Consider the following 13,054-nt stretch of genomic DNA (forward strand, 5'->3'; position numbering starts at 1 on the left):
AAATCGCCCTGGAAAATGCAATGAAAATTATTTGTCAAATCAAGGAAGTTCAACTAAAGTATTGCGTTCCGCGTGTATTGTTGCCATCCGCAGCGTCCCTGTGGAGATTTTCGGATCTCCCGGGGGAAGAGGAAAAGCCACCGCATGGGTTTGAAAGATTCGAGGTCGAAGTCGGTTTCTCAGCACGTCCTGTTGGTGGATGACGAAGACCAGATGTGCGATATTTTGGGAGAGGCTCTGGCGCACATGGGCCATCGCACGGTGACTGCCAAAGACGGAGAAGAGGCCCTCGATCGGATCACGAAAAACACCTTCGATATCGTCATTACGGACATCAACATGCCTCGGATGGACGGCCTTGAGCTCATCCGGCATCTTGCCCGCGACCACCAGGAGATCGATATCATCGCCATCACCGGCCACGCCATGAACTACAGTTATACCGATGTGGTTTCCGCCGGGGCTTCGGATTTTATCATCAAGCCCTTCACTCTCAATGAACTGGAGGCCAAGCTCGCGCGCATCATTCGGGAACGTTCCCTGCGCAAGGAACTGGAGCACCTCGCCATCCGGGATCCTCTGACGGGCTTGTACAATCGACGCTTTTTCAAGCACATGGCGCGAAAGGAAGCCCTGCGGGCCACGCGATACCGCCATTCCCTGTTTCTTTTCTTCTTCGATATCGATCATTTCAAACTCTATAACGACACCAGGGGGCATCAGACGGGTGATGAGCTCCTCATGCGCTTTGCCGAAGTCCTGAGCTCATGCATCCGCAGGGACCTGGACATGGCCTTTCGCTATGGGGGAGATGAATTCACTTTGCTGCTCCCCCATCTTTTGCCTGGCCAGGCGCAGGTTGTGGCGGACCGTATCCGCCAAACCTACAATCGCCTGGCTCTCGCCCCGACGTGCCTGTCCATCGGAATGGCTCAGTTTCGTGAGAGAACGGGAGATGTGGACCAGGACATTGCCGATATGGTGGAGCGTGCCGATCGGGCCCTCTATCGCGTCAAGCACGAGCTGGGAGGCGATCAAGCCGTTCTCGATGAGGAATCGACCTGATACATCCAGCCCATTGATATCTTGAATATTCTTCCGCCTTCACGCCTTTTTGACCCACCTTCCCATTTTCCTCTGATTTTTCTTGACACCTTTTAAGCGGTCCTTTATATAGTGCTGACTTTGATGAAAGGTGCTTTTGTACAGGTAAACGGTGGAGAATTCTTTAAAATTTTAAAAAACAAGTGTTACCTTGCACGCCAGGATCCAATGATGTACGCGGTTGATGCATTGGAATCGATTGGTTGAGGCGGGGGTATGCTTTTTCTACCTAAGAATTCAATGAGCCGATCAGTATGAAGATGGTAACAGGTCCGCCCCAGAGTAAAGGAAGCTAAGTCCATCGCGAATGAGAAAGCTGAAAGCATGCGGCCCTGCGTTGCTTTCGAAAGCTGTCAGGTGGCATCTCCAAAATGATGGGCGGTAGGGAAACGTTGTGTGGATTTGGTGAGAACGTGACGGTTCTCGAGAGAAAATGGGAGGTGACTGCCATGGGTAGGGGCAAACCCGAATTTGGTTTTGGGGTCCACTTGATGGTGGATGGGTATGGTTGTAATCGTGCCGGGCTTGAAGATATGACCTTGATCTACAATTTCCTGGATGAGTATCCGACTCAGATGGAAATGACGAAGATCATGCCTCCTTACGTTTTTCGCTATAATGGCTCAGTACCGGAGGACTGGGGGGTTTCGGGATTCGTTCTCATCGCTGAAAGCCATATCAGTGTTCACACGTTTCCGGACAAGCAGTATCTGAGTCTGGACATGTTCTCCTGCAAGCCGTTCGATACGGATGTTGCAGTGGAAACCATCAAAAGGTACTTTGATATCCAAAAGTGCGAAGTGAAGGTGCTGGATCGAGGACAGGAATTCCCCAACACCATTCACGAGACCGCACAGGTTGTCCGCATGGATCGTATGCTCATGCAGCGCTCCAGGTAGCCCATCAGACGTTTCGGCAATATCCTTTGAATGCGACATGGGGTCCGGGCTGTTCAAGCTCTGGACCCCATTTATTTTGTAGTCTTTTCACTCGGGGGTGGAGCGCCCGCTCCGTCGCTGCCGTCTTCAAAGTATTTTTGTGGACAATGCTCCTGCATCTTGTTAAATTGAAAAAATTTATTATAATAACCTTTCGATTTAAGGGGACATTTCGCGATCCCCCATTGGCTTTTCGGAGAATCGTCAAACTTCACTGAGGGGTGAGATCAAACATTGGAAGAGGAGTCAGCCAAAGGGTTTCAGAATTGGCTACGGATGTGCTTCCGCCGGTTGGCTCGCGTGGGAGAATCCGAGAACATCGAGAAGGAAATCCAACAGCTCATCGACGAGGGGGAGGAGCGGGGCCTCATCTCTGAAGACGAAGGGGAGATGATCCAGGGGATTTTTTCCTTCAGGGATACGATTGCACGAGAAATCATGGTTCCCCGAACCGATGCCGTTTATGTCCGTGTCGATGCCGGGCTTTCCGAAATCATACAGATCATCCTCCAGAGCGGTCATTCCCGGATCCCCATCTACCAGGAAAATATCGATAACATCGTTGGAACGCTCCACGCCAAGGATCTCTTGAACTACTGGGGCCAGAGCTCGCTGGATTTGACAACCATCATGCGGCCTCCGTATTTCATTCCCGAGACGAAAAAGATCAGCGACGTCCTCAAAGACCTGCGGATCAATAAATCTCATATGGCCATTGTGCTGGATGAATACGGTGGCACGGCGGGAATCCTCACCCTCGAGGACATCATCGAAGAGATCATCGGTGATGTCATGGATGAATATGACGCCGAAGAAAACCTCATGGTGGAGTTCGACGACGGGTCTCTGCTTGTGAACGCCCGGCTGGATGTAGAAGAATTGGAAGACTATCTCAATATCGAACTGCCCGAGGGCAAGTTTGAGTCGGTAGGGGGCTTTGTCATCAGTCTCCTGGGCAAAGTTCCAGCCGTCAATGAGCGCCTGGTGTATCAAGATATTGAAATGATAGTCGAGTCGGCGGACAATCGAAAAATCGAAACCATACGTGTGCGCAAAATTCACCCGGATTCCAGTGCAACGGAGAGCCTGGATGGAAGCTCCGACTGAAGGCCAGGATCCCCCCTCTGCATCTGCTGCACGGCGCCACCCGGGGAACGATGGCCGCTTTCCCTTCTTGAAACCAGCCCCTTCCCCCTGGATGGACCTCTATAAGAGATCTGTGGCATTGCTTGTACAATCAACCGAAATGAGCTCCTGGGTATGGGAATGAAAAGCCTTTTTTTGAGTGTCCTGAGTGGCTTGCTGCTGACGCTGGGATTTCCCAAGCCCGAGCTTTTCTACCTCTCCTGGGTCGCCCTCGTACCCCTTTTGCTCGCGTTGGAGGGCAAGTCGGGCAAAGAGGCTTTTCTCCTGGGCTATGTCTGCGGCATGGCCCATTATGCTTCCACCCTCTACTGGATTCAGTATGTCGTCCAGCACTTCGGCGGGATCCCTCTGCCCGTGGCGGTCCTGCTGGTCGCCCTGCTCAGCGGGTATCTGGCTCTCTATCCAGCCTGCTTTGCTGTCGCGGCTCACCGATGGCAGGGGCATCCCCTCCTGGAAATCTTCGGGCTTCCGGGGGTCTGGGTAGCTCTGGAGTGGGTGCGGGGAGCTCTACTGACCGGTTTTCCCTGGGCGAACCTGGGGTATACTCAAACCCCCTGGTCGCTCCTCATTCAAGCGGCCGATGTCACCGGTGTATTCGGCCTCTCCTGGCTGGTGGTACTGGGAAGCACGACGGTCCTCTCGTGCCTGAAGGGGCGCTGCGTCCGCTGGAGCCTGCCGGTCTTTGTCCTGTGCCTTTCGGGTACGCTGGTCTATGGGGGCTGGCGCCTGGACACCGTGAAGGCCTTGGAAAAGACAGCGGATTCCTGGACGGTGGCGGTCATCCAGGGGAACATCGACCAGGCTCGAAAGTGGGACCCTGCTTTTCAGCAGGAGACCCTGCGGCGTTACCGGGAGCTTTCCATGGCCGCTGCTGCCAGGAGTCCCCGCCCGGATCTCATCGTATGGCCCGAAACGGCGGCTCCCTTTTTCTATGGCGTGGAAGACGACCTGACGGAACAGCTCAATGGAATGGTGCGCGAACTGGGGGTTCCCCTTCTCTTTGGGAGCCCCGCCATCACGCTCCTGGACGGTGAGCCCCGGTTTCAGAACCGGGCCTACCTGGTGGATGCCCGCGCGAACATATTGGGTTGGTATGCCAAGCAGCACCTGGTGCCCTTCGGCGAATACGTGCCCCTGCAGAAGCTGCTGTTTTTTGTGCACCGCCTTGTCCAGGCTGCCGGAGACTTTGTGCCCGGGCATGATTCTCAGCCCCTCCGCTGGGAAGATCGGGGACTGGGCGTTCTCATCTGCTATGAAGGGATTTTTCCCTCTCTGGCGCGCCGTACGGTCCTGGCGGGAGCTGCGTACCTGGTCAATATCACCAATGATGCATGGTACGGCAGGACCTCCGCCCCCTATCAGCACCTGGAGATCGAACGATGGCGGGCCATCGAGCTTCGAGCTCCCATGATTCGCGCGGCCAATACGGGGATCAGCACGGTGATCGACGCTGCTGGAGAGAGTTGTGGTAGAATAGAGCTGGATCTTCAAGGGGAAATGGTGTGCACTGCGCGCTCACCGGGGCTCCTGACGATCTACGCACGATGGGGTGACTTTTTTGTATGGTTTTGTATGGCTGCGAGCATGGGCTGCATGGTTTATTCGACCCTGAAGCGCCGTTCCGCCAAATCAACCTGAGGAGGACTTCCAAATGAATATCGATGTGGGTGACATCAAGGCGACGTTGAAGGAACTTTCTGAACGCTTCCAGACCCTCGGGGGGTATCTTTGACATAGAGGCCAAAAAGAAGCGCTTTGCAGAGTTGGAGCGGATTTTCGCAAAACCGGGATTCTGGGACAAGCCCGAAGAGGGGAAGCCCCTTCTGAAGGAGCGTTCGGACATCGGCGCAATCCTTCAAACCCTGCAGCAGTTTTCTGAAGGCCTGGAGGAGTGCGAGCTCCTGCTGCAGATGGCCCTCGAAGAGAATGACGAAGAGACGCTGAAGGAAGTCCTGGAGAAGTCGCAGGCCCTGAAGAAGAGCATGCGATCCCTGGAGCTGGAGCAGATGCTGTGCGAAGAGAACGACGACAAGAATGCCATCGTCTGCATCAACGCGGGCGCCGGGGGAACGGAAGCTCAGGACTGGGCCGAAATGCTGCTCCGCATGTATTTGCGGTGGTGTGAAAAGAAGAAATTTTCAACCCAGATGGTGGACCTCCTGGAGGGGGAAGAGGCCGGCATCAAGAGCGCCACCTTCACCGTGGAAGGGCCTCACGCGTATGGGATGCTCAAGTCCGAATCGGGCATTCACCGGTTGGTGCGCATTTCGCCCTTCGACGCCAGCGGAAGGCGCCACACGTCTTTCGCCGCGGTGCTGGTCTACCCGGAAGTGGATGATAAGATCGAGATCGACATCAAGCTCTCCGACCTCAGGATAGACACCTACCGGGCGAGTGGAGCCGGGGGACAGCACGTCAACAAAACCAGCTCGGCCGTCCGTATCACCCACTTGCCGACCAACATCGTGGTGGCATGTCAAAACGAGAAATCACAGCACCGCAATCGAGACATCGCCATGAAGATCCTGCGTGCGAAACTGTACGAGCGCGAAAAGCATGCCCAGCAGGAAAAGATGCAGGAGGCTCATGACAATCTGGATGAAATCGCCTGGGGCAGCCAGATCCGCTCTTATGTCATGCAGCCCTATCGCCTGGTGAAGGACCATCGCACCAACTTCGAGAAGGGCAATGTGGAGGCCGTGATGGATGGAGACCTGGATGAATTCATCGAGGCGTATCTCATGAATCTCATGAACACGCGAGAGCGGGCGTCCATCGGCTGACAAGAATGCAGGAGAATGACGCTGCCCCCAACCCTCTTCAGGCTTTCGGGTTGGGATTGCAGACAGTCCCACTGCGCAGTCCAATAGAAAAGGGCGGGTCGTGCTTCCCTGACAGATCCAGGATGTCGGACAGGGAAGGGCGACCTGCCCTTTTCTTTACCCTTTTCATGCGCCACCGTCTGCGATTTCTACAGGCTGTAACCCACCTCCCCATGGAGCTCCCGATCCAGGCCGATGAGCTCCTGGTCTTCATCCACCCGAAGTCCCATGGTTTTGTCCAGCAGCCACCCGAGAAGGTAGGTCACGGCATAACAATAAAATCCCACCGCTGCGACGGCGATCACCTGGACCTGGAGTTGATGGGCATTGCCGCTCAAGAGGCCCTGGCCTCCCACCGTGGCAAAAATCCCGGTGGCGATGGGGCCCCATACCCCTCCAACCCCGTGCACCCCCACCACATCCAGGGAGTCGTCGTAACCCATTTTGAATTTCAAACGAACGCCGTAGTAGCAGAGAGCTCCGGCCACCAGACCGATGAGGAGTGCTGCGGCGGGGGTGACAAATCCGGCTGCCGGGGTGATGGAGCCGAGCCCGGCAACGATTCCTGAAGCCAGCCCCAAAGCGCTCGGCTTGCCCAGGAGCCACCATTCCATCAGCATCCACGAGGTGGCGGCAGCCGCGCCGGCCACCATGGTGGTGGTGAAGGCCAGGGCTGCGCTGGCGTTGGCGGCCAGAGCACTTCCTGCATTGAAACCGAACCAGCCGAACCACAGCAGGCCGACTCCCAGAACAGTCATGGCAAGGTTGTGGGGTACGAATTGTTCACCGGGATATCCCTGCCGTTTTCCGATGAGTGCAACAATGGCGAGGGAAGAGATGCCCGCGGTCAGATGGACGACGATGCCGCCCGCAAAGTCCAGGACCCCCATCTTGGCGAGCCAGCCTCCACCCCAGACCCAGTGCGCGACGGGGTTGTAGACAAAAAAGGACCAGAGCAGGATGAAAACGACATAGGTGCTGAACTTCATGCGCTCGGCGATGGTGCCGCTGATGAGCGCCGGTGTGATGATGGCGAACATGCCCTGAAACATGACGAAGGCATAGGTGGGGATAGTCCCTGTCAGAGAGTCCGGTGTCGTGCCTATCAGCAGGAACTGGCTGAGGTCGCCGATCCAGGCGTTGCCGGTGCCGAAGGAGAGGGAATAGCCCGTGAAAACCCAGAGGATTCCCACAACCGCAAGGGCCACAAAGGAATGCATATGAGAGCTCAGCACGTTTTTGGTCTGCACCATCCCGCCATAAAAAAGGGCGAGGCCCGGGAGCATCAGCATGACAAGGGCGGAAGAGATGAGGATCCATACGGTGTCCGCGGCGTTGGCCCCGGGCGCGTCGGCTGCCAGCGCCGTTCCACTGCCAAGCAGTGTGAGGGCCGGGAGAAGACCGGGAATAGACATTTTGGAGATCTTTTCAATGGAAACGGAATGCAGCCGGCATGGTGACTGAAAAAAAGGCATGGTGATTTCTCCCTGAAGATAGTGTTCGCCCCTGCACCCTCCCGTGCGATTCCCATCTCCTGGCATCCATGAGTCGGGTGACGCCGCTCCATGAATAAAAACGCCCATCGGCTTGTTTGGGGAGGATGGCAAAGGTCCGGATTTAAACCGGGCGCCATATGGAATCTCGATGCTTGTGCTTCGGCGCATGCGAATAGCAATCTATGGACCATAAGGATATTTTCATATAATATATTGAAATTGATATGATATTTTTCATTGATAGTGCCGGAAAAATCCCATAATTGATCCATAATTGTTCATTTCAGGTATTTTTAGACATTAGAGTCTACAAATATGTTCCCTGTTTGATGCTCCAGCGGCATTCTGCACGTAAAGATCGAGGAGACGAGCGCCAAAAGGGGGTTGTGGACTCAATTTCGCCGCTTGGCCTTTCCCTGGGTCTTCCTCCACAAATGAAAAATCCTCATTTCAATATGATCCAATTTTGTCCAATACTTTTTCTATCTTTCAGAATATCCCTCCTCCGAACTGGTCTTTAATTTTTAAAGTAAATAAAATATGGCACAAAAATGTAGTTTTATAGGGAAGACGATCCCCCTGGACTACAAACTTGTCATGCTGGAATGCTCCCTCTTTTCTGAAAGATGGGGTGAAGTCCACAGATCTTTATTATATAAAACAATTACTTATAGACTTAATGATTGCTCCGGTGCTTCCCTTGGCACGGCGCTTGGTATTAAGAGCCTCCAAGTGGCGATGTTGTGGAGACGACGAAAGAGGAGTTTTCACCATTCTGCAAAATTTCGCTGAGGAGGATCTGTCGGGGATCCATCGGCGGAGGGTGACAATGGAGTAGGGAAGAATGGCTTTGAGAGGAATTGGGAACATGGGAAAAGGGACTGCAGTGTTATCAACGGAAAGAAACAGGAGGTGAGACCATGGTAAAAATCGAAGCGATCATCAAACCCTTCCGCCTGAATGAAGTGCAGGATGCACTCGTGGCCCTGGGGATCCAGGGAATGACCGTGACCGAAGTGAAGGGGTTTGGCCGTCAGAAGGGGCACGTGGAGCTTTACCGTGGTGCGGAGTATCAGGTGAATTTTGTTCCCAAGCTCATGCTCATGGTGGTCGTCGGGGACGACCTGGCTGAGAAGGCGATGGGGGCCATCCAGAAGGCGGCCTGCACCGGCAAGATCGGGGACGGAAAGATATTTGTTTCGCGCATCGAGGAAGCCATGAGGATTCGGACCAGTGAAACGGGTGCCGATGCCATTTGAGTGGGAACCAGGACGGAATATTACACGAGCCTGTGAATTTGCCGCCGCCGTCTTTCGGCGGTCGGTTCCGATGGAGGACAACATGTTGATGGAACGATTGCTCGATACACTACGATCCAGCCTTCCCCATGCACGACGATGGTCCGGGAAAATCCTTGCCGGATGGGGGGGTGCTCTTTTGTCTCTTTCTGCGGGAGGACTCGCCTGGGCCGATGAAGCTGCCCCGCCCACCTTGAGTGCGGGGGACACGGCGTGGGTATTGACCTCCACCGCCCTGGTCATGCTCATGACGCCGGGGCTGGCGCTTTTCTACGGCGGCATGGTCCGCAAGAAAAATGTGTTGAGCACCTTCATGCATTCCTTTGTGGCCCTGGCGGTGATCGGCATCCAGTGGGTGATTTACGGCTACTCCCTGTCCTTCGGTCCGGGAAATTCCCTGGTGGGAGATTTCAGCATGCTCTTTCTGGACGGCATCACGCCGGATTCCCTGAGCGGTACGATTCCCACCTACGTCTTCATGTGGTTTCAGGGCATGTTCGCCATCATCACGCCTGCCCTCATCAGTGGAGCCATTGCCGAGCGCATGAAGTTCAGCACCTATGTCGTATTTCTCGTGCTTTGGGCGACGCTGGTCTACGACCCCGTGGCCCACTGGGTCTGGGGCGGCGGGTGGATTCAGAAGATGGGCGCCCTCGACTTTGCGGGGGGAACGGTCGTGCACCTGTCCTCCGGGGCTTCCGCCCTGGCCCTGGTCTTCCTTCTCGGCAGGAGGAAGGGCTATCCCGGGGAGGATTTCGTCCCTCACAATCTGACCATGACCCTCCTGGGAGTCGCACTCCTCTGGTTCGGCTGGTTCGGATTCAACGCCGGAAGTGCCCTGGGAGCCAATGGCATTGCAGGGCTGGCCTTCGCCACCACCATGATCGCTTCCGCTGCAGCGGGCTTTTCCTGGATGCTCATGGAATGGGTCGTCCACAAAAGACCCAGTGCCCTGGGTTTGGGGTCGGGAGTGGTTGCGGGCCTGGTCGTGATCACCCCGGCGGCGGGATTTGTAACACCCTTCTGGTCCATCGTGATGGGGCTGTCTGCGGGCGTCCTCTGCTACTACGGCATCCGCATCAAAGGAGTCTTCGGGTTTGACGATTCCCTGGACGTAGTGGGAATCCACGGGGTGGGAGGATCCTGGGGGGCCATTGCCACGGGAATCTTCGCCACCATAGGAGGAACGGGACTCGTTGCCGGCGATCCGTCCCTGCTGGGCAAGCAGTTCATCGGTGTGGCCGTCGTGGCGGTTTATGCCTTCGTTCTGACCTATGTCCTGGGATTGATCCTCGAAAAGACCATGGGACTCCGCGCCGATGAAGAGGCTGAAGTCATGGGCCTGGATCGGGAGCTGCACGGCGAGGTTGGCTATACGCTGTAACGATTCGAGAGGTCCCTCTCACATCTTTCGCACGGCCGGGAAGAGCTCCCCACTTCCCGGCTTTCACCGACTTTCATTTCGTGAAATCCGGAAGCTGAACCCTCAAAATGTCCTCCCGGGGATTCAATTTCTCGATCTTCACCCGAATCATTTCTCCCCGCTGAAGACGAACGTTCTCGAGAATGGGCACATTGGTCTCCAGGAGAAATTCGGGTATGAGGAGATGAGCGAACCGGCCGTTCAAATCCAGTACCAGGGCATTCAGGGTCTGGAGATCCTCCTGCTCCATGTACTTGAGAATCCAGTAGCGGGTCCACTTGCGCTGAATGAGGGAGATTTTCGACTGCATCAGGCCGAGCTTCATCATCACCTGGCGCAATTCATCCTCGGAATAGAGGGGGGGTGCATCCATCATGAGGTGCTTGAGCTGCCTTTGGACGACAAGGTCTGAATACCGGCGTATGGGAGAAGTGGCCGTGGTGTATTGAGGCATCCCCAGACTGCAATGAGCGCCGGGCTTCGCGTCCAGCTCCGCTCGAGCAAAAAGGCGCCTCTGGCGGTAAATCCGGTAGATCTCGTGCTCGCTTTGAGTGAAATCCGTTTCCGGCTTGCATTCCCCCTGGAGGCGATAAAGCGACGGAACGCCGTTTTCCGCCAGGTGAGCCGCCGCCGTCCCGTTGGCCGCAATCATCCATTCGGAAACGATGAGCTGGCTGGGGGATTCCTTCTCGTACCGGACCACTTGAATCATGCCCATCGGCCCCACAAAAACCTGAATTTCAGGCAGGGGAAGAATGACGGCGCCCCTGGCCAGGCGCTGCTCTTTCAATTTCGATGCCAGGGCATGGAGCGTGTGGAAAGGCTCTTCCCGGACCCTGTCGTTCACTTCTTGATAGGTCAGTTGCTCCTTGATTTTGATGATGCTGGAAACGATCTCCCGGCTCTGGATTTCTCCCTGAGCATCTATCCGCAGGAGGAAGCTGAGAGCGAGGCGATCTTCGCCGGCCTTCAAACTGCAGATCCCCTCCGAGAGAGCCGGGGGCAGCATGGAGATCCTGGCATCGGGCAGGTAGATGGAACTGGCCCTTTCCTGGGCGTCCAGATCCAGGGGACTGCCTTTGACGACGAATTCTGCCGCATCGGCAATATGGATTCCTATTTCGAACAGGCCGCCTTCCAGGATCTCCAGGCTCAGGGCATCGTCGTAATCGCGGGTTTGAGCCCCATCGATGGTGAAGGTGTGGAGAGACCTCAGATCGCGCCGCTGTTCCCTGTCCCCGAGGCTATGAATGTCGGCGGTGGAGAGATCGGTAGCCAGATCTTCAATTTCTTTGGAGAATTCAGGGGAGATGTTCTGTTCCAGCAGGTAGAGGTTTTCGTTTTCGTGCCAGATCCCCATCCGCAGCAGGATCCGAAAGGCCGATTGAGGCAGGGGAGGAACGTTGGTCCTCTTGAAGAGCTCCTTCAGAAACGGGTACGATGGGGCGTCCTGGTTGAAAAGGCAAAAAGCCTTGAGATCCTCGATGAGGCTCGGCCACGGAGCGTTGATGCCGGCATCACCCCGTCCTTTGCGGTTCCAGATTGCCTGCAGCCACTGGGAGCCTGCCTCCAGCCGGGCCTCTTTTTCCTCTTCCCGCTGGATTTCCAGGCGTCTCTGATCCACCTTTTCCTGTGAACGGGGGAAAAACTTCCCATCCTTGAACTGAAAAAAAGTCCGATCCTGCAGGAGAGCGCGCTGAGCGGCTGCGACGTGGTTGTCCGTTATGGCGTCGCTGAAGATGAATTCGGCGGCATCGCGGGCGGTGAGGCCTTCCTCTTCTCCTTCCACCAGGGACCAGAGCTCCTCGATATGGACCTCCTGCATGAGGCTCCTGCGCAGGGCCGCCACAGTCACCAGTTTCTGGACGAGTTCATCCCGGCTCAGCTTGGCGTTGAGAGGCTGGCTGCCGGCATGAATGACCCGGCTCTGGGCGAGGTTGATTTCACGATTCTGTTCCGTCAGGAGTGTCAGGCGGCTGTTTTTTGTGGCGAGGCTGACCCCGCATAGAATTTCCCGCGATTCGAAGAATTCGAGAATGGTCCCGGCAGGGATTTCCGTGGGAGGGTGCTGGCTCATGAAGAAGCTCCCATCCTGGCAAGGCCCTTCATCTGTTGGATGTACGACTGAATGCCGACGCTGATGGCCTTGGCCAATTTTTCCTGAAAAATCTTGTCCTTCAAACGACTTTCCTCCCGTTCGTTGGTGATGAAGGCCGTCTCGATGAGTATGCTGGGCATTTCCGCCCCCAGGAGCACATAGAAGGGGGCCTGCTTGGTGCCCAGGTCTTTGATACCCTCGTAGCTGACCTTGAGCCTGCTGATGAGCTGCTGCTGAACCTGCCGTGCCAGTTGAGCCGATTCATTGATTTTGGTGTTGAGCATCAGGTCCTGTAAAATAGCCTCCAGATCACTGACATTCTTGGAGGACACGGCATTTTCAAAGGCCGCGACCCGTGCCGACTCCTTGTCCTTGGCGAGGTTCAAAAAGTAGGTTTCCGTTCCGAAAAGGTTCCTGTCCTCATGAGCGTTGGTATGGATGGAGATGAAAAGATCGGCTTTCCGGGCATTGGCAATGGCCGTGCGCTCCTCCAGGGAGAGGAATTTGTCCCGCGTACGCGTCAGGATGACTTCACATTCCGTCGAGGTCTCCAGGACTTTCTTCAGTGCCTTGGCAATGGCCAGGGTGATGTTCTTTTCGTAAACCCCGTTGGGGCTGATGGCCCCCTTGTCTTTGCCTCCATGCCCCGGGTCCAGTACAATGCGCTTTACGTTCAGGCCCAGCTGGCGGGCCACACTGGGGAGGGGAGCGGCGGGGGGCTGGGTGGCC

The 13,054-nt window shown here is 55.7% G+C and carries 10 protein-coding genes; 7 read left to right on the plus strand and 3 right to left on the minus strand.

Going from position 1 to position 13,054, the window contains the following annotated elements:
• Positions 1-144: 144 nt before the first annotated feature.
• The 5 genes from MWC30_RS17245 (at position 145) to prfB (ending at position 5,971) form a co-directional block, all read left to right on the plus strand.
• Positions 145-1,065, plus strand: a complete 921-nt coding sequence (locus MWC30_RS17245; RefSeq protein ID WP_244085446.1) for a diguanylate cyclase — start codon at positions 145-147, stop codon at positions 1,063-1,065.
• 488 nt (positions 1,066-1,553) lie between these two features.
• On the plus strand, positions 1,554-2,003 hold the full coding sequence (gene speD / locus MWC30_RS17250) for an adenosylmethionine decarboxylase (protein WP_244085447.1): 450 nt from the start codon (positions 1,554-1,556) through the stop codon (positions 2,001-2,003).
• A 273-nt stretch (positions 2,004-2,276) separates the two neighbouring features.
• The gene (locus MWC30_RS17255) at positions 2,277-3,149 is read left to right on the plus strand and encodes a hemolysin family protein (protein WP_244085448.1); all 873 of its coding nucleotides are present in this window, start codon (positions 2,277-2,279) and stop codon (positions 3,147-3,149) included.
• A gap of 153 nt (positions 3,150-3,302) precedes the next feature.
• A complete protein-coding gene (gene lnt / locus MWC30_RS17260; protein ID WP_244085449.1) occupies positions 3,303-4,826 on the plus strand; it encodes an apolipoprotein N-acyltransferase in 1,524 nt (507 codons plus the stop codon).
• A gap of 13 nt (positions 4,827-4,839) precedes the next feature.
• Positions 4,840-5,971 (plus strand): peptide chain release factor 2 gene (prfB, locus tag MWC30_RS17265; protein ID WP_244085450.1). Its coding sequence is split into 2 segments (ribosomal slippage): positions 4,840-4,905 and positions 4,907-5,971, totalling 1,131 coding nucleotides; the frame shifts between segments, so codons are not numbered across the junction.
• Positions 5,972-6,159: 188 nt separating this feature from the next.
• Here the strand turns inward: prfB and MWC30_RS17270 are convergent.
• Positions 6,160-7,485, minus strand: coding sequence for an ammonium transporter (locus tag MWC30_RS17270; protein ID WP_244085451.1), 1,326 nt, complete (start codon positions 7,483-7,485; stop codon positions 6,160-6,162).
• A gap of 941 nt (positions 7,486-8,426) precedes the next feature.
• Here MWC30_RS17270 and MWC30_RS17275 point away from each other — a divergent pair.
• Complete coding sequence (locus tag MWC30_RS17275; RefSeq protein WP_244085452.1) at positions 8,427-8,765, plus strand: P-II family nitrogen regulator; 339 nt, start codon at positions 8,427-8,429, stop codon at positions 8,763-8,765.
• A gap of 82 nt (positions 8,766-8,847) precedes the next feature.
• Positions 8,848-10,188, plus strand: coding sequence for an ammonium transporter (locus tag MWC30_RS17280; protein WP_244085453.1), 1,341 nt, complete (start codon positions 8,848-8,850; stop codon positions 10,186-10,188).
• Positions 10,189-10,261: 73 nt separating this feature from the next.
• On the opposite strand, the gene MWC30_RS17285 is transcribed toward MWC30_RS17280, so the two are convergent.
• Both MWC30_RS17285 and MWC30_RS17290 read right to left on the minus strand, forming a co-directional pair.
• Positions 10,262-12,304 carry a ribonuclease catalytic domain-containing protein gene (locus MWC30_RS17285; protein WP_244085454.1) on the minus strand — a complete coding sequence of 681 codons (2,043 nt, stop codon included), beginning with the start codon at positions 12,302-12,304 and terminating at the stop codon, positions 10,262-10,264.
• On the minus strand, positions 12,301-13,054 hold a 754-nt coding region (locus tag MWC30_RS17290; RefSeq protein ID WP_244085455.1), incomplete at its 5' end, for an N-acetylmuramoyl-L-alanine amidase. The genes MWC30_RS17290 and MWC30_RS17285, both read right to left, overlap by 4 nt.

The organism is Desulforhabdus sp. TSK (genome assembly GCF_022836495.1).
Taxonomy (GTDB): domain Bacteria; phylum Desulfobacterota; class Syntrophobacteria; order Syntrophobacterales; family Syntrophobacteraceae; genus Desulforhabdus.